11 protein-coding genes are annotated in these 20,056 nt (G+C 71.3%); 6 read left to right on the forward strand and 5 right to left on the reverse strand.

Annotated elements, in window-relative coordinates; translation table 11 throughout:
- The first annotated feature begins 62 nt into the window (after nt 1-62).
- Nucleotides 63-2,681, forward strand: a complete 2,619-nt coding sequence (locus Pla163_RS08365) for a carboxypeptidase-like regulatory domain-containing protein (RefSeq protein WP_145186440.1) — start codon at nt 63-65, stop codon at nt 2,679-2,681.
- Nucleotides 2,682-2,719: 38 nt separating this feature from the next.
- On the opposite strand, the gene Pla163_RS08370 is transcribed toward Pla163_RS08365, so the two are convergent.
- Both Pla163_RS08370 and Pla163_RS08375 read right to left on the reverse strand, forming a co-directional pair.
- Nucleotides 2,720-3,880 carry an SGNH/GDSL hydrolase family protein gene (locus Pla163_RS08370; RefSeq protein WP_145186442.1) on the reverse strand — a complete coding sequence of 387 codons (1,161 nt, stop codon included), beginning with the start codon at nt 3,878-3,880 and terminating at the stop codon, nt 2,720-2,722.
- A gap of 31 nt (nt 3,881-3,911) precedes the next feature.
- Nucleotides 3,912-5,375, reverse strand: a complete 1,464-nt coding sequence (locus Pla163_RS08375; protein ID WP_145186444.1) for an MBOAT family O-acyltransferase — start codon at nt 5,373-5,375, stop codon at nt 3,912-3,914.
- A 230-nt stretch (nt 5,376-5,605) separates the two neighbouring features.
- Between Pla163_RS08375 and Pla163_RS08380 the strand changes: the two genes are divergently transcribed.
- From Pla163_RS08380 to Pla163_RS08390, 3 genes are read left to right on the forward strand one after another with little or no spacing between them, the layout of a single operon-like run.
- The gene (locus Pla163_RS08380; RefSeq protein ID WP_145186447.1) at nt 5,606-6,304 is read left to right on the forward strand and encodes an RNA polymerase sigma factor; all 699 of its coding nucleotides are present in this window, start codon (nt 5,606-5,608) and stop codon (nt 6,302-6,304) included.
- Nucleotides 6,301-8,463 carry a hypothetical protein gene (locus Pla163_RS18930; RefSeq protein ID WP_419186463.1) on the forward strand — a complete coding sequence of 721 codons (2,163 nt, stop codon included), beginning with the start codon at nt 6,301-6,303 and terminating at the stop codon, nt 8,461-8,463. Before Pla163_RS08380 ends, Pla163_RS18930 begins: the two co-directional genes overlap by 4 nt.
- An 11-nt stretch (nt 8,464-8,474) precedes the next feature.
- Nucleotides 8,475-10,301, forward strand: coding sequence for a hypothetical protein (locus Pla163_RS08390; protein WP_145186450.1), 1,827 nt, complete (start codon nt 8,475-8,477; stop codon nt 10,299-10,301).
- Nucleotides 10,302-10,505: 204 nt separating this feature from the next.
- Here the strand turns inward: Pla163_RS08390 and rbfA are convergent, their stop codons facing one another.
- From rbfA to nusA, 3 genes are all read right to left on the reverse strand, one after another.
- Nucleotides 10,506-11,015 (reverse strand): 30S ribosome-binding factor RbfA, encoded by a 510-nt coding sequence (gene rbfA / locus Pla163_RS08395; RefSeq protein ID WP_145186453.1) that lies wholly within the window; start codon nt 11,013-11,015, stop codon nt 10,506-10,508.
- A gap of 271 nt (nt 11,016-11,286) precedes the next feature.
- Nucleotides 11,287-14,142 carry a translation initiation factor IF-2 gene (gene infB / locus Pla163_RS08400; protein ID WP_145186456.1) on the reverse strand — a complete coding sequence of 952 codons (2,856 nt, stop codon included), beginning with the start codon at nt 14,140-14,142 and terminating at the stop codon, nt 11,287-11,289.
- Nucleotides 14,143-14,304: 162 nt separating this feature from the next.
- Nucleotides 14,305-15,501 (reverse strand): transcription termination factor NusA, encoded by a 1,197-nt coding sequence (gene nusA / locus Pla163_RS08405; protein WP_145186459.1) that lies wholly within the window; start codon nt 15,499-15,501, stop codon nt 14,305-14,307.
- 555 nt (nt 15,502-16,056) lie between these two features.
- On the opposite strand from nusA, the gene Pla163_RS08410 reads away from it, so the two are divergent.
- Both Pla163_RS08410 and Pla163_RS08415 read left to right on the forward strand, forming a co-directional pair.
- Complete coding sequence (locus Pla163_RS08410; protein ID WP_145186462.1) at nt 16,057-17,142, forward strand: sigma 54-interacting transcriptional regulator; 1,086 nt, start codon at nt 16,057-16,059, stop codon at nt 17,140-17,142.
- Complete coding sequence (locus Pla163_RS08415) at nt 17,142-19,751, forward strand: TPR end-of-group domain-containing protein (RefSeq protein ID WP_145186465.1); 2,610 nt, start codon at nt 17,142-17,144, stop codon at nt 19,749-19,751. The genes Pla163_RS08410 and Pla163_RS08415 overlap by 1 nt, the downstream gene beginning before the upstream one ends.
- Nucleotides 19,752-20,056: the final 305 nt, after the last annotated feature.

The raw sequence follows: 20,056 nt of genomic DNA on the forward strand, positions 1-20,056 counted from the left end.
ACGTACTCCCTCGCGGCCGCGGTGAGCCTGTGCGCCGCCCGGGGAGGGCTTAGTCTCTAGGGATGTCTTCGCGCAGCTCCATGCTCGCCGGCCTTGTCGCGCTGCTCGTGATCGCGATCGCGGCGCTCGTGGCGGTGCTCGGTTCGGGCGCCGGTGGCCCAGCCGTGTTCGGTGGTGTCGATCGAGGCGTGGACGAGCCGCGTCTCGACGGCGAGGGTCTCGAGCCGAGTGCGGCCCTAGCGAACACTGCTGAGCGCGCCGAGTCCGAACGCGCGGTGCTCGACACCGACCGCGACGGCAGCGACCCGACGACGGCCGACGTTGCCACCATCCCGTGGCCGAAGGACGGCATCGATCTGGTCGTCGTGGATGCCGAGACCGGCGAGCCGGTGCCACACGCGTTGGTGCGGTTCGTGGATCCGCCGCTGAGCGCGCTCGATCGGATGGACACGCAGCTGAGCCTGCTCGAGCAGCTCGATCGGGACGGAAGCGCCATTCGCTGCGATGCCGAGGGCCGCGTGCGTGTTCCGTACGGCACCTGGGAGGTGGTCGCCCAGGCCGAAGGGCGTCGCGGTGGAGCGGACCTCACTCGACATCAGCCCGACGAGACAATCGAAGTGCGCATCCATACCCTCGAGCGGCTGCAGGTCCGCGTCGTCGACGGACTCGGTCGGCCCGCGCCCGACGCCGCCGTGGTCCTCTCGGATCCAGCGCGGGGCTCTTGGGGCCAACGCGTGGAGCGGCGCACCAGCGACTCGTCCGGGCGCGTGGTGTTCGACTTTCCGGACCCCGCCGGGGCGGAGGACCTGGAGGCGTCTCTGGACGGGTTCTTCTTCTCTCCGGCGTGGGTCGATCCGCGCGAAGAGGATGCCGAACTCGTGCTCCCGCCCCATGGCAGCGTGGTCGTCGACTTCGGTGATGCGCGGTTCATCGAGGGCGAGCCGATCTCCCTCGATCTGGAGTGGAAAGGCCTAGTGAGCACTCCGAGTCGTGTGCTGCCCGTGAAGAACGGTCTCGTACGCTTCGAGCCGTTCCAGCTCGGACTCCAGTTCCATGTCCTGGCGCCGCTGGGAGTCGAACTGGCCGAGTGGGGTCCCTTCGTCGGACCCACGGTTCAGGGCGAGACCGTCCTCATCCACGCACAGTTGGCGGAGCCGATCGCTGGCATGCGTGGCCGCGTCGTGGACGAGCGTGGGGATCCAGTCGGTTCGGTCGAGCTCGTCATGGCTCGCTTGGGCCAGGCCTTCGCCGAACCCGATCAAGCGAGCCGCTTCACCACGGCGGCGGACGGGACGTTCCTGGCAGTGCTCCCGAAGATCCCGAGGAACCGAGGCAAGCTCGTCCTTCGCGATCTCGCCGCCGACGGGCGCAGCGCTCCGATCGAACTGACAGGACTCGGCGAGGATCATGTCGCCGACCTGGGCACCATCGTGCTGCGCCGCGATCTCGTGCGAGTCCACGGCACGGTGTTCGGGAACGGTGGGACGCTCGAAGGAGCTTCGCTGACCTGCGCGTTCTCCATTCCGCTCGACGGGTCGGTCAGCGAGGAGGTCGGCCGGACGGGACTGCTCCTGATCGAGCGCACGGGCCTCGAGCCCGCTCCCGGGTCGTTCGTCGCGATCGACGCGCGGGTGTACTCGGGCGAGAACGGCGAGTTCAGCTGCAGCGTGCCACCCGATGCGACGGCCGTGTACTTGGTCGTCACCCATCCACAGCACCACGGACACATGCTCGCGTCCCCCCTGCCGGCCGGGCACCTGCGGGTCGTGCTCGAGCCCGATCCCGTTCTCAGAGGTCGCCTGTCGGTGCCAGAGTGGTGGGGTGACACGGGGCGGATCAGCATCGTGTCACTCGAAGGGACGTCGAGGCGCGTCCACTCCTTCACTCGGTCCGACATCGGGCGCATCGCGGGAAGAGCGCCCGATCCAGGTGAGGACTCGTTCCTGTTCCATGCACCGTCGTTCGAACCGATCGGACTCGAGTTGACGACGGGTCGTCACGGGCGGGTGGTTGCTGACCTCGGACGCTACGCACCCACGCTCGACACGTCGGTTCTGCATCCCGATCTCGATCCGCTCGACCTGTCGACGTTCGTTCGACTTGTCGAGATCGCGATCGAACCGCCTCGCACCGACACGGACGCAGGGGCGAGCTACCTCCTGTGGATCGAGGACGCGGACGAAGACAACTGGTGGAGCTCGGCCGGCGCCACGTCGGGGCCTTGGGACGCGCAGGTGCTGCTACCGATCCACCACGCGGGCGACTTGATCGTGAAGAGCGATCGCTGCCGGCCCGCTCGCATCCCGGCCGGCGTCGAGAGGCACGCGGTGCAGCTCGAACTCGGTCCGCCGGTCGTGCTGCGCCTCGAGTCGCTCGCCCAGTTGCCCGAGGGTGTGCGCCTCGCGTTCGAACTCGTCGTCGGTTTGTGGACGCGCGAGCTGCGACCCGACGACGACGGCGTGGTGCGCGAACACCTCGCCGGTCCGGGCCCCGTCCAGCTGCGGATGACGACGTACGTCCCGCGGCTCGCGGAGGGTGAGATCCGCGATCCGCGTTGGGACCGGCTCAACCGCTATCCGCTCGTGCTGGCTGCGTTCGACGTCGGGGACGAAGGCGTCGAGCTCGACGTGGCCGTTCCCGACCTGGCCGGCCTGATGCAGCTCTTCGACGACGCGCATTGACGTCCGAGCCGGCACCTCGGCCCAGTCCGCACCACGACTCAGTCCCGAGCGAGCACCTCGAGCCAGCCCGACCTCTTCAACTCGTCGAACACGTCCTGCGCCAGCACCCGGTGCCCGCGCTCGCCGTAGTGGCCCATGTCGTCGTCCAGGAACAGGTTCTCGTCCTGGTGCGCGATCGACGGGGTGACGATCCAGTAGCCCGAGTCCTCGACGAACGTGCGCGCGTCCTTGAAGCCGAGCTTCCGCATGCCGGCGAGCAGCTTCGGCATCGCCTTCTCGAACGCCGGGCGCGAATCGACGGCCAGCGCGTTCGGCACGCCCGCCGTCTCGCCGCGCGACGCGGCCCACGGCGTCCAGATCTCGGCGTGGGTCTTCGCGCTCTCGCGCACGAGGTTCGAGAACTGGGGCAGCGCCACGACGACCAGGCGTCCGCCGTCCGCCTCGACCTGGGCCTCGATGTCCTCCATCCGCGCGCGCATCGCGTCCCACAGGTACTCGGCGTCGCTCGAGTAGGGGCGCTCGCGGATCAGCGTGTCGACGCGGGCCTTCTCGGCCGCGACGGCGTCCTTGCTCCAGCCCAGGCGCAGACGTCCCTTCAGCGGCAGCATCACCACCTTCAACAGGAAGTCGTGCGACGCGGTCTTCGCGATCGTGCGGCGGTAGGGCACGTCCTGTTCACCGCTCGCGCCGTCGAACGGGCTGGCGTCGAAGGGCACCGTGCCCACCAGGACGAGATCGGGCCGGAAGGGCCTGACCTCGCGCTCGTAGGTGCGCGCCATCTGCTCGAACACGTAGCCCTGCACCGCGAAGTTCATCGACTCGACGCGCAGGTCGATGCCGCTGCGATCGAACTCGGCCTGCACCAGCCGCTCGAGCTCGCGCCCCCAGGTGTCCTCGATCGCGACGCCCGACCCGTACGTCATCGAGTTGCCGAGCAGCGCGATCCGGAACACGCCGTCGTCTTCGCGCGCGGGCGTCCACTCGTCGTCGCGGTAGCCGCGCGAGTTGATGTGCTCGGCCACCGACAGGTCCCAGGACCAGCCGGTCTGACTGGGGATCGGTCGCCAGCCGAGCTCCGCGTCCTTCTCCGTCGTGACCCACTTGCCGTAGCCCGTGAACGCCGCGAGCGCGCCTTCGAGGGCGACGAACACGAGCACCACCACGAGGGTGCGCCAGCCGATGAGGGTGCGAGGGGACATGGGGGTCGGTCGGAGGGTCGGTGCGTGCGGCTCAGAACTGGAAGTAGATGAACGGCGCCTCGGGCGGCGCGAGGGCGTAGAAGCAACCGATCGCGCCCGCGATCACGAGGCCCTGACCGGCGGCGTGCAGGCGCCCGAAGGCGGCCTCGAGCCCCAGCGTGACGCGCTCGGGCAGGAAGTGGGTGACGTAGCCGACGACGAGCACGATCCACAGTTCCGTCGGCAACGGGCGCAGCGGCACGCTCCAGTCGAACAGGACCGCCACCGCGTCGCGCAGGTCGCCCATGTCCGCGGCGCGGAAGATGATCATCGAGAAGGCGACCACGTGGAACGCGAACAGCGTCCCGAGCACCGACGTGACCGGACTCTTCGGCATCTTGCCCTGGGGCAGCGCCAGTCGGACGAGCCGCACGAGGCACAGCCAGACGCCGTGGTAGAAGCCCCACAGCACGAACGTCCAGGCCGCGCCGTGCCACAGACCGACCAGGGTCCAGGCCACCAGCACGTTGCGCAGGATCTTCAGCATCGACGTGCGGCTGCCGCCCAGGCCCACGTAGACGTAGTCCATGAACCACGACGACATCGAGATGTGCCAGCGCGTCCAGAACTCCTCGAGGCTCTTGCTCTTGAAGGGCGCGTCGAAGTTCTTGCGCAGGTCGAAACCCAGCAGCCGCGCCGAGCCGATCGCGATGTCCGAGTAGCCCGCGAAGTCGCCGTACAGCTGCAGCGCGTAGGCGTAGACCGCGATCGCGAAGGTCGGCCCGCCCAGTTCGCGGATCGTCAGGCCGGCGTCCGGGTCGTTGCGGAAGGCCACGTCCACGAGGTAGACGCCGAGCACGTCCGCCATGAGCAGCTTCTTCGCCAGTCCGCGCAGGATCTGGAAGATGCCCGACGACACGCGGTCGCGATCGAACGGCGCCGGGTTCGCGACCTGCGGCAGGAAGTCGACCGCGCGCACGATCGGGCCCGCGACGAGCTGGGGGAAGAAGCTGACGTAGACCGCGAAGTCGAGCCAGCTCTCGCACGGCTGCATCTTCCCGCGGTACACGTCGATCGTGTAGCTGAGCGTCTGGAAGGTGTAGAAGCTGATGCCGGCCGGAACCAGGTACTCGAGCGGTCCGCCGCGTGCCGCCGAGAGGTGCCACAGGTCGAGTTGGCTGCCGAACGACGCGAACAGGGCTTCGAAGCCGTCGACGAAGAAGTCGAAGTACTTGAAGAACCCCAGCATGCCGAGGTTCGACGCGACGCTGAGCCACAGCCACAGGCGGCGCCCGCCGGAACCCTCCGGCGCCGCCGCGATCCGGCGTCCGGCCACGAAGTCGACGGCCGTGCTGATCAGGAGCAGCGAGCAGAAGCGCCAGTCGGCCTGGGCGTAGAACCAGTAGCTCGCCACCAGCACCATGCTCATGCGCCAGGAGCGGCGCTCGGACCACGTCCACCACAAGAGGTAGACGGTCCACAGGAAGAACAGGTACTGGAAGCTGTTGAAGAGCATGGGGGGGTCTTCGCGGCAACTCTAGCAGGGGCGAGCGGGACGGCCGTTCACCGGGGCTGGCCGTCGAACGGCGGCGGCCGCGTGCTGGGAGAGCGGGGCGCGCGGCGCGACCGGGGTTCGGTTCCGGTGACTCGGTCGAAGAAATGCGATAACACCGGAGTCCGCCCGCCGTCCGGCTCGGTGTGAACAGCGTCCTGCACCGCCGCCCCCTCTGCGGCAGCTTCCTCCCCATGGGTCCCCGCCGCATCGAAGAGCTCCTCGTCGAGGTCTTCGAGAGCGCCGGTCGGGGTCCGCGGGGCAGCGGCGCGGACGGCTCGGGCCCCGGCGCCTGGCCGCCGCCCGGCGCCACCCTGGACTCGCCGGACCGCTGGCGGGCGCGCTTCGCGAGCGGCGATCGGCGCGCCTTCGCGGATCTCGTGCGGGTGCTCGGTCCCAGGGTGCGAGCGACGCTGGTGCGCCTCGTCGGCTCGCGCGACGACGCCGACGACCTGACGCAGGAGACGTTCGTGCGGGCCTGGCGCCGGCGCGAGCAGTTCGACGGGCGCGGTTCGGTCGAAGGCTGGCTGCTGCGCATCGCGGTCCACCTGGCGCGCGACCACCAGCGGCGCACTCCGCGTCCGGCGCTCGAACTCGACGTGGAGCGCGATCGCGACCGCGGCCCCGGTCCCGAAGGCGTCGCGAGCCGGCGCGAGCTCGAACGCGCCCTGCGTCTGGCGATCGCGTCCCTGCCCCAACGCCTGCGCGCGCCGCTCGTGCTGCGCGTGGTGGAGGAGCGGCCCTACGAGGAGGTCGCGCGGATCCTCGAACTCGCGCCGGGAACGGTGCGCATCCAGGTCATGAAGGCGCGGCGGCGTCTGGCGCGCGCGCTCGAAGTGTGGATCGGCCCCAACGGATCACAGAGCACGAGCGACGAGGAGGTGCGCCCGTGACGTCACGTCGACGCACACGCCAGCTCCTCGAACGCGCGTTCGACGGCACGCTCGACGCGGAGGGGCATCTCGAGCTCGAACGGCTGGCCGCGGCCGATCCCGCGCTCGCCGAGGAAGCCGCCGCGCAGCGACGTCTGGTGGCCGCGCTCGAAGGGCTCGAGGAGCCCGAGGCCGAGCCCTTCGACGTGGAGGCCCTGGTGGCCCGCGTGGAGCGCGCGATCGACGCCGAGGAGATCGAGGTGGCGTCCGGGCCCCGTTCGTGGCGCGGGCCGCTGGTCCTGGTCGGGCTGGCCGCAGCCGTGGCGCTCGTCCTGTGGGCGCCGTGGCGGCCCGTGGCGCGCGACGGCGGTGGGGCGGTGCGCCCCGGCGGCGGGACCGAGGAGGTTGCCGTGCGCGGTGACGGTGGGGCTGCTGAGGGTGGGGCTGGAGCGGTGGACGGTGTGGTCGGAGACGGTGCCGTCGGTGACGGCGCGCTCGCGACCGACGGACCCGACTTCGCGGCGCCGCTCGACACCGATCCCAGCGGCGCGCCGAGTCTCACGGACACGGACACCGAGACGGACACGGACACCGAGACGGACACGGACACCGAGACGGACACGGACACCGAGACGGACACGGACACCGAGGCGAACACTGGCACCGGCACCGGCACGCCGTGGCGCGCGGCGCGCGGTCTCGAGCTGTCGCGCGAGTTGGCCGAGGTGGACACGGAGCGCTTCGAACAGGATCTGGCGCGGGCCGCCGAGAGGCTCGCCGCGCTCGATGCACCCGCGAACGACGCAGATTGGCGGCGCGGCGTGCGAGCGGCGCTGCGCGGGACTTCTTCGCTTCCGAGCGGTCCGTTCGCGAGCGAGGTGGATGCGCAGGCAGCGGGTCGCGGAACCCGGCCGGGCGCCGATCCCGTGGACCTGGCGCGCGCGCTCGTCGACCGCGAGCTCGATCCGAGCGCCGACGGAGCCGTCGAACGCATCGCGCTCGCGTGGCTGTTGCTCGAGGACGATCCGATCGGTCGACGTGTGGTGTCGGAACGGCTCGTCCTGAAGGCGCCGGGTGCGTCGGGCGACCCGAACGAATCGGGCGTCGACGCCGCGGTGGACCGCGCTCTTCGGCAGCGTCGCCGCGAGCTCGCACGGGACGCGTTCCTCGTCGCGGCCGACACGGATCGACTGGTGCGCGCGGTCGTGACCGGTGAACTCGACCGGCGGGACGGCTCGGCGCTCGTCGAAGCGCTCGAACAGCGCGGATCGCTCGCCGTCGCGCGCTTTCGGGACGCTCTCGAACGCGGCGCGTGGCACGAGGCCGACGGGACGTTGCTCGCGACCGTGAGTGCGAACGTCGACGGTCTGGCCCGAGCGCTGGTGGACGGCGTGGTCGACGGCTCGCGACCCGTGAGTGCATTGGGCGCCCTGCGCGAGAACACTTCCGCGCGACAGCACGTGGCCGAGCTCTTGGACGCGGCCCGTGCGGGGCGCGAACGCGAACGTCTGTTCGACGCGGTCGGTGTTCTGGGTGCCACGGAAGCGCTCGACGCGGTGCGCGAACGTGCCCTGGCCGGCGATCGCAGTGCCGTCGCGGCCCTGCTCGAACTCGAGGGGCGCGACGCGACCGCGGTCTGGATCGAACTGGCTCCGCGCGAGGTTCCCAGCGCTCGCATGCGCGGTTGGGAGCGCGTGGCGACCGAGCGCGCGACCGATCTCGTCGATCTGGCGCGCGACCTGCCGTTCGACGATCAGCGCGTGGACGAACTGGTGGAGGGCGTGCTGATCGCGGACACGCCCGAGTCGGTGGAGGTCTTGCTGGTGCTCGCCGCGCGCGTGGATCTCGACGCCGCGCTGCGCACCGTGCTCGTTGATTCGGCGGTCGAGCATCGACTGGCCGCCGGAGCGATCGAACCCGCCGACAGCAGCGACCTCGCCGCCGCCCTCGCCCGGGTGGCGAGTTCGTCACCTGGCGACATGCACGTGCAAGCGGCCTGCCTGACCGCGATCTACCGGCTCTTCGGCCGGGACGCGGCCGAGGCCTGGTGCCGCGAGCGCTTCGACGACGACGTGCGTCCCCTGGACGCCTTCGAACGTGGCCGACCGGAGTCGGCCGGTACGCGGGCCCGAGTGCGCCTGCTCCTGGAACGGACCTCGAGAGATCGCGCACGCGCGTGAGGAGACCCCATATGTTCATCGACCCTGTGACACTTGCACTGGCAGCCACATTCTTCGGCGCGCCATTGATCCACGACGACCCGTCCGAGGAGCAGCAGCCGATCGTGCTACGACTCCACGACTTCTCCGACCTGCGTGCGGTCCTCGGTGAAGGAGACGTGGCGAGCGGACTCGACGCCGGAGCCCGGGTCGTCGCGCCCACGCTCTCGCGCGAGCCGCTGATGTCCTTCGACGAGTTCGGTCCCAGTGAGGCGTACATGGAGCTGTACGAGCTGCTCAACGTGTGGACGCCGGAAGTGTGGGAGCTCGAAGGCACCCTGCTCTCCGATCTGGGGGATCAGCGCATGCTGATCGCCGCTCCGTCCGAGACCCATGCGAAGATCGACCAACTGCACCAGGTGATGCGGCTCGCGAATCGCGCGGACGCGCGCCTGCACGTGGAGCGTTGGAGCGTTCCCGTGGAGGAGTTGAACACGGACGTGCGCGGCGGCCTGATCGCGACGGAGGCGGCGCGTTCGCTGTCCGCCCGGTTCGCGCCGATCGGCGACGGAAGCGTCTACCAAGTGGTCGCCACGGCTGCCGACGACGCACTCTTCGGGACCACGCGCATCGAGTCGGTGGTCTTCGGCGTGGACACCGAGATCGCGAGCGGGGTCGCCGCGAACCGTCCCTACCTGCGTACGCTGTCGACGGGCCTCGAGGGACGCCTGCGCGCCGCGCCCGGCAACGGCGGCTGGTACGTGGCTGCGACGCTGACGAACCGCGACATCGTCCCGACCAACGAAGGACGACAGGCCCGCCTGCGCGTCCGACTCGAGGGTGGGGCGGAGATCGATGGCGGAGAGTTCGAGTCGGGGACGACGCTGCACACGAGCGCCCTGACCACGGACGCCTTCGTGCCCGACGGCAAGGCACTGGTCATGATCGAGAGCGACGGCGACATGCTCGACGTCACCATGGTCTGGTCCGTCGGCGGCGACAGTTCGATCGTGCGCCGGCTGGGGGACGCGACCCAGGTCCACCTCGGTGCCGCGCTGCGCCCCCGTGGTTTCGGACATCGAGTCGATCTCGAAGGATCGATCGCGCCGGCCTCGGCCTTGCAGGCGGACCCGTCCGACTGGGCCGGCAACCTCGCCGTGACAGGGCTGGTGGGTGACGACTACGACGCTCTCTACGAGGGTCTGTTCTCGAGCGTGTACGACCTCGGGAGGGACTGGATGAACGTGGAGAGCGAGTACGACGAGGCCTTCGCGCGCTACGAGCAGGTCGAGCGCGCGATGGAACACATCTGGACGGTCGGCCCGTTGTACGGGACGTTCGTGCTGCGCCCCGACTTCGAAGCCGACGTGGTGCAGGCGGTGGCCGAACGAACCGCAGCGCTCGTCGCCGTCTTCGCGCCCGACAAGGACGCCGTCACCCTGCGCGGTCGGATCGTCCGCGGCGACGAGGTCCTGACGCGCTTCACGTTCCCGGTCGCGATCGGCTCCACGTGCACGGTCGTCGACACCACGGAAGTCCTGCGTCTGGTCGGTGTCGATGTGGAGGTCGCGGAGAACGTGGCGTCGGCAGCGACCGTCACGGCTCCGATCGTCGAGGGTGCGGCGCTGACGCTGCGGGTCCAGCGCAGTGGCGACGGACTGGCGGTGACCGCGGAGGGGAGCCACCAGCGCTCCGTCACGTCGGAGCTCACGATGCGTGGCGGCCTGGTGACCGCGATCGAGCGCTGGAAACTCGACACGACGCTCTTCAACGGCACCCGCAACACGGCGGACGGCCAACTCGTCTTCGGCGACCTCGGGCCGACCGGGACGCGCCTCGAGATCGAAGTCGTGCGCTGACGGCCAGGGTCCGGGGGCGCGACGGGCGACCCCGGAACGGCCTTGCGACGGCGCTCGCCGAAGCGCAGAAGGGCTCCTCACCGCTGCGGTGAGGAGCCCTTCTCGCGTGTGGCCGTTGCTCGGAGCGTGGCTGGGCCCGTCGTGGCTGCGACCGCCGCTTCGGAACGCGCCGTGCGCGCGTGGGCCGCGCGCTGTCCGACGCGTTCAGTCCGCCGGTTCGTCCCGGCGTTCGTCCAGGAACTCCTGGTACTCGTCCTCGGCCAGCTGGTCCGCCGTGCGCGCGTCGAGGTGATCGGGATCGCTCCAGACCCCGTCCTCGTCGGCGTCCGCGTCGGAGTCCTCGATGGCGCCGGACTTGATGGCTTCGTCGCGGGCGATCGCGGCGCGGATCGCGGCGTCCATCTCGGCCGCCAGACGCACCGATTCGTCGAAGATCCAGGTGATGCGCGGAATGCGCCGGGTGCGCAGGACGCGCCCCACCTGACGCTGCACGAAGCCGGCGGCGTCCTCGAGGGCCCGGTGGGTGCGACGCTGGTCGGCGTCCGAGCCCATCACGGAGTACTTGATGCGGACCGAGGCGAGATCGTTCGTCAACTCACAACCCGTGAGGGTCACGAGTGTGATGCGCGGGTCCGCGAGCTCGAACTCGACGCAGTGCGCGGCGCGTTCGAGGATGCGCGACTCGAGCCGCGCGATGGTTCGGGGATTGGTCATGGGAGGAGCGGCCGTCCGGCGCCGACGTGGGTGTGCTGCGTCGAGGTGCTGCCGCGCGCGTCACCGGGTTCACCGGCACAGCGCGCTCTTCGGGCCGGTCGTCGTCCCGAAGGGGTCACCGTCCGAGGAGTTCACCGTCCGAGAGGCTCACCGTCCGGAGCGAACTCGAGCGCGGCCGGACCATTGGCCCGGCCCGGGTCCGTTCGACGACCACCAGCTGCTCGGCGACGGCCGGATGCAGGGCACCCGACCGCCGCCGCGCGTCCTTTCGCTACAGCGTGCGCTTGACCTCTTTGAGGCGGAAGGCCTCGACGACGTCGCCCTGTCGGATGTCGTTGTAGCCCTTGATCACGATGCCGCAGTCGAAGCCCTCGCGGACCTCCTTGGTGGCATCCTTCTCGCGGCGCAACGAGCCCATCTTGCCGGTGAAGACCACCTTGCCGTCGCGCAGCAGTCGGACGTGGCTGTCGTGGTGGATCTTGCCGTCGATGACGTGGGAGCCACCGATGTTGCCGATCTTGGACGAGCTGAAGATGACGCGGATCTCGGCGTGGCCGGTGATCTCTTCGACGATGTCCGGCGTGAGGCTGCCCTCCATGAGGGTGCGCACGTCGTCCAACATCTCGTAGATGACCCGGTACGTCTTGATCGTCACGTTGCCGCGATCGGCGGCCTGGCGGGCCTTCGTGTCCGAGCCCACGTGGAACGCGACCACGAGAGCGTCGGAGGTGACGGCCAGGTCCACGTCGCTCTCGGTCACGGCGCCCACACCGGAGTGCAGCACGCGGACCTCGACCTCGTCGTGGGTCAGCTCGGCGATCTGGCTCTTGATGACCTCGACCGAACCCTGCACGTCCGCCTTCACGATCAGGTTGATCTGCTTGCGGGCCTGCTCGGCGACGGCGTCGAACAGGTTCTCGCTGTTCACCGACCGGCGTTCGGCCAGGGAGTTCATGCGAATCGAGCGCTCGCGTTCCTCGGCGACCTCCTTGGCCCGTTGCAGATCGGGCACCACGTGGAAGTACTCGCCGATGCCCGGGAGCTTGGTCAGGCCGGTGACCTCGACCGGGCGCGACGGTCCAGCGGTCTGGATCTCGTTGCCGTGGTCGTCGTGGATCGAGCGCACGCGCCCGTAGCCCTCGCCCGCCAGGATGACGTTGCCCTTCTCGAGCGAACCGTCCTGGACCAACAGGTGCGCCACGATGCCGCGTCCCTTCTGGACCTCGGCCTCGAGCACCACGCCCGAAGCGGCGCCCTCGTTGTGGGCGCGCAGTTCGAGCAGTTCGCCCTCGAGGAACACGCGTTCGAGCAGCGCGTCGATGCCGTCGCCCTTGAGCGCGCTGACCGGCATCACGGCTACTTGGCCACCGAAGTCCTCGGGCAAGAGGTCGATCGAAGCGAGCTGCTGCTTGACCTTGTCCGGATTGGCCTCCGGCTTGTCCATCTTGTTCATCGCCACGACGATCGGCGTGCCGGCCGCCTTGGCGTGGTTGATGGCTTCCTCGGTCTGGGGCATGACGCCGTCGTCGGCGGCCACGACCACGACCACGATGTCCACGGCCTTCGCACCGCGGGCCCGCATCGACGTGAACGCCGCGTGACCGGGCGTGTCGACGACGGTCACGGCGTGTCCGGCCGCGGTGTGCACCTGGTAGGCGCCGATGTGCTGGGTGATGCCACCGCTCTCGCCACCGGCGATCGTGCTGCGGCGGATCGTGTCGATCAGCGTGGTCTTGCCGTGGTCCACGTGCCCGAGGATCGCGACGGTGGGGGAGCGCACCGTGAGGTGCTCGTCCTCGACCGACACGCGCGTCTCGCGCAGTTCGGTCAAGAGGGCCTCCTCGGCGGCGACCTCCTGGGTGACCGTGAGTTCGACGTCGAACTCCTCGGCCAGGAGGATCGTCGTGTCCTCGTCGAGCACCGAGTTGATGTTCACGGCGCCGAATCCGAGCATGTCGAAGGCCTTGCGCAGGACTTCGTTCTGCTTGATGGCGAGGGCGTCGGCGAGCTTCTTGACCGTGACCGGCGCCTCGACCTTCACCTGCCCGCCCGAGTGGGGCGAGATCGACGGGCCGCTGCGCGAGCGTCCGCCGGTGCGACCTCCGCGGCCTCCACGTGCGCCACCGCCGCCCATCTGGGGCCTGGCGCGGCGCAGGAAGCGTTGGCCCTCTCGTTCGCGCAGCTCGGCGGCGGTGAGGTTGCCGCGCGCGGCGTCGCCACCGCGACCGAGGGGCTTGCGGCCCTTGCCCATGGTGGGCTGGACCGAGGACAGGGCGCCGTCGTCGCGCGACTGCAGTCGGCGGGACTCGCGGCGCGCCGGTTGGTTGGCCTGGACCTTCGAGAGGTCGATGAAGCCGACGACCTTGCCCGCGCGGCGGGTGTCGTTCGGCCGGACCACTTCCTTGCCGTCGGCCCCGCGCGGGGTCGGTTCTTCGACCTCCTTCGGCGCGACGCGCTTCGCGGCGGCGGGAGCGGCGACCGGTGCGTCGGTTCCACCGTCGCCGTCGCTCGCAGCGGGCGCGGTCGGTTCGACTGCGGCCGGTTCCGACGGGCTGGCGGTGGGAGCGGGGCGCTCGGGCGCGTCCTCGGCGACCGGCGCGGCGGCGGGTTCCGCGGCCGCGGGCTCGGGGGTCGGTGCAGCGGCTGGCGCTGCGGCGGCAGCCGCTGCCTCGGCCGGGGCGGGTGCCTCGGCGGGTGCCTCGGCGGGCGCCTCGGCAGCGGCCGGCGCCGGGGCGTCGACGGCCGGCTCGGCCGCGGGGGCGGCGGGCTGTGGCGTCGGAGCCGTCGGCTGCGGCGTCGGAGCCACTTCGACGGCGGCAGCCGGCTCGGGCTCGGCCTCCTCGCTGGCGGCGGGAGCCGTGGGCTCCTCGGCCGGGGGCTCGACCTTCTTCTTCTTGCGGCGGACGATCAGGCCACCGAGGGCCGCTTCGTCCTCCTTGGGACCTTGGTCCGTCGACGAGCCGTAGCCGTTGGCGGCCAGGCGCCCCTCGATCACGAGGAGATCCGACTCCGCGAGAGCCGACATGTGGCTCTTCACCGAGAAACCCCAGTCACGGAGCATGGCGGCCAGGTCCTGGCCCTTCATGCCGTAGTCCTTGGCGAGGTCGTAAACGCGCTTCTTCGTCACGTGTGGTCCGGGGGTGAGTGTGGCGCGATGGATGCGCCTGTGTTGGCGTCGCGATGGTCATCGCGCGCCGTCGCGGTCGGGTTCGGTGGGTCTTTGGTTCGAGTGGGTGACCGACCGAAACCGGCCGGCACTCACCCGGGGTGACGCTGCCAAGCGCCCATGTCAGGCGTTCGACTCGCGCTCGGGGTCATCCCCGGCGCGGACGGTCTCGGTGTTGCTGTTCATGGAATCGTCCTCGCCGCTGCCCGTGGCGCTGCTGGCCACGGAGGCCTCAGCTTCGCTCGCGGAGAGCTGGTGGTCGGTCGTGGAATCGTCGTCGACGGAGCCGTCGTCCGCCATCTGGGTCGAGTCGTCGTCACCGTCTGCGTCGCCCAGGGACGCGCCACCGTCGGCGGCGAGCAGGTCGGCCTCGTACTCGGCCCGCGTCTTGATGTCGATGTCCCAACCGCACAGGCGGCTGGCGAGACGGACGTTCTGTCCGCGCTTGCCGATGGCGAGCGACTGCTGGTCCTCGTCGACGATCACCGTGGCCGAGTGGCGGTCCACGTCGGCGTAGATGTTGTCGATGTTGATCTCGGCCGGTTTGAGGCCGTTCATGATGAGCGTCTCGAGGGAGTCGCTCCACTTGATGATGTCGATGCGCTCGCCGCGCAGCTCGTCGATGACGGCCTTGATGCGGCTGCCGCGCACGCCGACGCAGGCGCCGATCGGGTCGATCTTCGGATCGGACGACAGGACGGCCATCTTGGTGCGGTAGCCCGGTTCGCGGACGACGCGCTTGATGTCGATGATCTCGTCGGCGACCTCGGGGACCTCGAGCTCGAACAGGCTGCGCACCAGGTCGGGGTGCGAGCGGCTGACGATGATGCGCACGCGCGGACCGTCCTTGCGGACCTCGAGCACGATCGCGCGGATGCGGTCGCCGGTCGAGAAGGTCTCGCCGCGCACGCGCTCCTCGCGCGGCAGGTAGGCCTCGGTCTTGCCGAGGTTGACCACCAGGGCGTCGCTCTCGAAGCGTTGGACGGTGCCGTTCACCAGCTGGCCCACGCGCGCTTCGTAGTCGTCGTAGATGCGGTCGCGCTCGGCTTCGCGGAAACGCTGCATCATGGCCTGCTTGCAGGCCTGGGCGGCGATGCGACCGAGCACGGCCAGGTCGAGCTCGTACTCGCCCTCGTCGTCCTCGACCGTGATGTCGCCCGTCGTGCGGTCGATCGTCACCACCAGGTCGTCACCGGCGCCGAGGCGCTTCTTCACGGCCGCACCGATGGCTTCTTCGAGCCCCTCGAACAGAGTGTCCTTGGGGATCTCGCGCGACCGATGGATCGCGTCGATCATCCGGATCAGCTCTTCGGTGTTCATCGCTGTGGAGGCTGTGGGGCGTGGTTGGGAGACGGCGTTCGGTCGACGGCGTTCGTTCGACGGCGGTGCCTGCCGAGGCACGGCCTGCGAGTGCCCCGAACGTGCACGGATCCCCGACTCGTGCGCGCCGTGATCGGCGTGCGACGGTGAGCGCGGCGCGGCGACGTCGGCGTGCACGCTGGTGCGCGGTGCGGTGTCGCGGCGGGAGCTCGAGGGGGATCCGCAGCAGGTGAAGGGCGACCGTCGTTCCGCGCGCGCAGAACGCTGGTGGGAGCGTGCGGCGCGTGGGACTTCGGGCTCGTCGACGGCCTTCGGCTCGACCGCGTTCGGCTCGTTCCCATGGCACTCGAGGGAGGTCGAGTGCCGGGGCGAGCCGTCGGTTCTGCCGTCGGTTCGAGTTGTCTGCCACCGGTGTGTGGGCGGCGTGTGGAAGGCTCGTCCGGGAGTCCGTGACCCACTCCGTGGGAGTTCGGAACCCCGTCCGAGGCCCCGTAGTCTGCTATAGATACGTTGGTGAGTCAACGCGCGTCGGCGCGTCCGCTCGCGACGCTCCCAATGTCCTCCGCCGCCCCCGATCGACGCGACGACGGCCACAGCTCCGCGGCCGTGGCCAGCTCCCGGACCCACTCGGCCCAGGCGGAGTTCCAGCAGCAGCTCGAGCGCGCCGCCGGATCGGACGCCACGGTGCTGTTCACCGGCGAGAGCGGTTCCGGCAAGACGCGCGCCGCCGCCGCGCTCCACGGTCTCGGGGCCCGTCGCGGGGGGCCGTTCGTGGGGGTCCACCTGGGCAGCCTCACTCCGAGCCTGATCGAGTCCGAACTCTTCGGGCACGTGCGCGGCGCCTTCACCGACGCGGTCCGCGACCGGACGGGGGCCTTCCGGCGCGCCCAGGGCGGCACCCTCGTGCTCGACGACGTGGACCTCCTGCCGCTCGAACTGCAGGTCAAGCTGCTGCGGACGGTCCAGGAGCGGGTGGTCGAGCCCGTGGGCTCCGAAGCCGCCGAACCGATCGACGTGCGCCTGTGCGCCACGACCAACGCCGATCTGCGGCAGCTGGTCCGCAGCGGCCGCTTCCGCGAGGACCTCTACTTCCGGCTGGCGGTGGTCGTGGTCCACGTGCCGCCTCTGCGCGCCCGTCCGGACGAGCTGCCCGAACTCGTGACCGGCGCCGTCCAGCGCCGGGCGGCCCGGGCCAAGGTCGCGCCGCGCACCCTCACGCCCGCCGCCCTCGAACGCCTGGCCGCGCACCCCTGGCCCGGCAACGTGCGCGAGCTCGAGAACGCCCTCGAGCGCGTCTGCGCCCTGGGGCCCGCCGGCAGACCGATCGAAGCGTCCGAGTTCGACTTCCTCACCGAGGGCCTCGTCGGCGAGGAGCGCCGCATCGCCCGCGAGGCCATCGCGTCGGGGGTCTCCAGCGCCGATCTCGAGGTCGCGATGATCGAGGAGGCCCTCGAACAGCAGCGCGGGAACGTGAGCGCGGCCGCCCGGGCGGTGGGGCTGACGCGCCGCGCGCTCGAGTACCGCCTCGAACGCGCCCAGAAGGAGGAGCAGGACCAGGTGGACCGCAGCGCCGCCCGCCGGGCCGCGCGCGACGAGGGCGGGGCCGACGCGAGCGATTCGAACCCCGCGGACGGGGCCTGATGGGCGGCCCGGTCGAAGGGTGGAGCGGATCGCCCGCGCCGCACACCGTCCGCGGTCCGCTGGGGCTCGCGGCGGTGGTGCTGGTGGCGTCCCTGCTCGCGGTGCAGCTGGGTGCCCGAGAGCCCGCGCCGGGGACCGAGCGGGGGGGCTCGGCTTCGGCGGCCGTCCGCGACGAGCGGGCCCTGGCCCTGGTGGCCGAACTGGATCGAGCCGGCGATCCCGCGGGGCGCAGCGCGGCGCTCGCGGCCCTGCTCGCCGCCGATCCCGACACGGCGGCCGCGGCCCTTCGTGCCCCCGCACCCGCGACGTCCCTCGGGCGCCGGGCCTTCGCCCGCTTCGCCGCGACCCTCGGGCGTCCCGTGGCGATCGGTCCGCTGTTCGCGCTCGCCACCGACGGCGACGCGGCCGTGCGCGCCCTGGCCCTCGAGGGGCTCGGGCGGGTCGACCTGGGGTCCGAGCGGCTCGGCGAGCGGATCGAGCGCCTGGCCGACGCGGCCCGCCGGGACACGGACGCCGCCGTGCGCCGCACCGCCCTCGAAGCCCTCGGCACCCTGGACGATCCGGCCGCGGCCGACGTCCTGGCCGAGCGCGCCTCCACGCGCTCCGACGAGGCACTCGTGGCGGCCACGGCGCTCGTGCGCCTGCGCGCGGGAATCTCCGAGCTCGCCGCCCTGGTCGAGTCGGCCGCCGCCGCAGCGCCTTCGGCCATCGACGATCCGAACACGCTCGAGGTCCTCATCGGTGGCTACGGCGCCGCGCTCGGGCGGGGCGCCACGCCGCCGCGGGTCGGCGCACGGGTGTTGGCCGGTTTCGGTGCGAGCGCGAACGAGAAGCTCGCGACCGCCGCGGCCCGGGCGCTCGACGCGGCCCTGGCCGAGTGGGACCGTCTGCGCCGACCGGACGCGGCCGAAGCGTTCCTGGACGGTCTGTCCGACGCGGGCTGGTCGGCCGATGCGCTCGACCACGCGGTGGCTCGCCGCGCGTTGGCCGAGGACGGTGCACCGCCGCGCGCGCTCGCCGCCGGTGAACGACTCGAGCGGCGCCACCGCTTCACGCCCGGCGTCGCCGGTGCGCGCGAGACCGCGGCCGGGCTCGCGTACCAAGCGGCCGCGTTGCTCGTCGGCGGCGACCCCGACGCGGCGCGCGGACGAATCGAGCGCGCCGAAGCCGTTCTCGAGGGCGCGCTGCGTCTGCGTCCCGACCAGGGGCCGCGGCCGTTCCGGCGCGAAGCCGGGCGCGCCGCCGCCGCGGCCGACCTGTACCAGCGTTTGGCTGCGGTGCGCATCTTCGACGTGTTCGCGCGCGTCGCCGCGGGCACCGATCCGTTCGACCCCGAACTGCTCGAACGCGCGCGCGCGGTGCACGTCGCCGCGCTGAACGCGCAGTTGGTCGCGCTGCGCGGCGACGCGGACCTGTTCGTGTCGAACCTCGAAGCGGTGCTCGCGCGCGGTTCGGCCCCCGCGGCGCTCGTCGATCCGCGCGCGCGCGGCGAAGCGGCCGACCACTGGCTCGCCGTGCACGGCCGGACCTATCTGGCCCTCGCCGCGGTGACCGGGACCGAGTTGCCGGGGTTCGTCGGGACGCTCGACGACGGACCGCACCGCGTCGCGGCCCTGCCCGCTCGTCTGCGCGACCCGCTGGCCGATCCCGAGCGCCTCGAACTGCTGCAGGGGCTGCGTATCGCCGATCTGGAGCGCGTCTCGTACCGCGTGCAGGATCGCCTCCAGGCGGAGAACCGCGCCCTGTGGCAGCGCGTCGAACAGAGCCTGCTCGAGAAGATCGGCACGGACGCGGAGCGCGGGTTCACGCCCTTGCTCGAGTACCGCGACCCGGCGATCACGGCGCTCGGTCACTCGTCGGACCTGCGAGGTGTGGGCGACAGCGAGGGCGCACTGGCCCATGCGCTCGCCGTACGCCGCGATCTCGAGGGCGCTCCGAACGCGCCGACCGGTTCGCTCAGCGCCTGGTTCAACGCGCGCGTTGCGCTCGCCGCGGGCGCCGCGCACACGGACCTGGGCGACGGCGCCGGAGCGGAGCGCGAGCTGCGCGACGCACTCACGCGTCTGGTCGCGCTCGAGAACGAACTCGTGCAGCGGGCTTCGGAACTCGAGGCCGGTCGCATCGGGGTGCTGCAGCTGGCGGCGATCGATCCGTTCCAACGGCGCCGGCTCGCGGCCGACCTGGCGCGCACGCGCGACCTGCGTTCGCAGGTGCTCGTCTCCCTGGCCGTGAACGCGAACGTGCGCCTGCGCGACTTCGACGCGGCGAAGGACTGGTTCGACCAGGCGTTCGAGCTGCGCCAGGACGAGTTCATGCGCGTCCTACGGGCCTGCTACGCGGCGCGCGCGGGAAGGGTCGAGGAGGCGCGCTTCGCCCTGGCCGGCGTGACGCCCGCACCCGAGCTCGAGTACAACATCGCGTGCACCTTGGCGCTGCTCGGCGATGCGGATCGAGCGCTCGTGCACCTCGAGCGGGCTCTCGAACAGCTGCCCAGTCGCGGCGCTCGCGCGCGCCAGGCCGAGTGGGCCCGCGACGATCCCGACCTGGCCGAACTGGCGCAGGATCCGCGCTTCGACGCGCTGCTCGCGTCGTTCGCGGGCGGCGGGTGAAGCGTCGGGATCCGGTCGCGGTGACTCGCTCGCCGTGCCTCGAACACGTGGCCGCGAGAACGAGGCCGCGCAGATCGAGGCCGCGGACCGGCCGACACGAGCGGGCCGACGCGAACGCGGGTGCCGGATGGTCGTGTCCGTCCGGGCGGGGGAGCGAGGAACGGATCGACGCGTCGACGACCGGCGTCGCGGTTGGGGACCACCCGCCCAGGCCTGTGCGCGGTGACGCCGGCTCGCGCGCTCGACCCGCGGCCACTTCGGACGATCCGTCGTAGGAGCCGCTCGAAAGTGGCGCTACCGTGTCC

This window comes from Rohdeia mirabilis (assembly GCA_007750655.1).
In the GTDB taxonomy this organism is placed as follows: Bacteria; Planctomycetota; UBA1135; order UBA1135.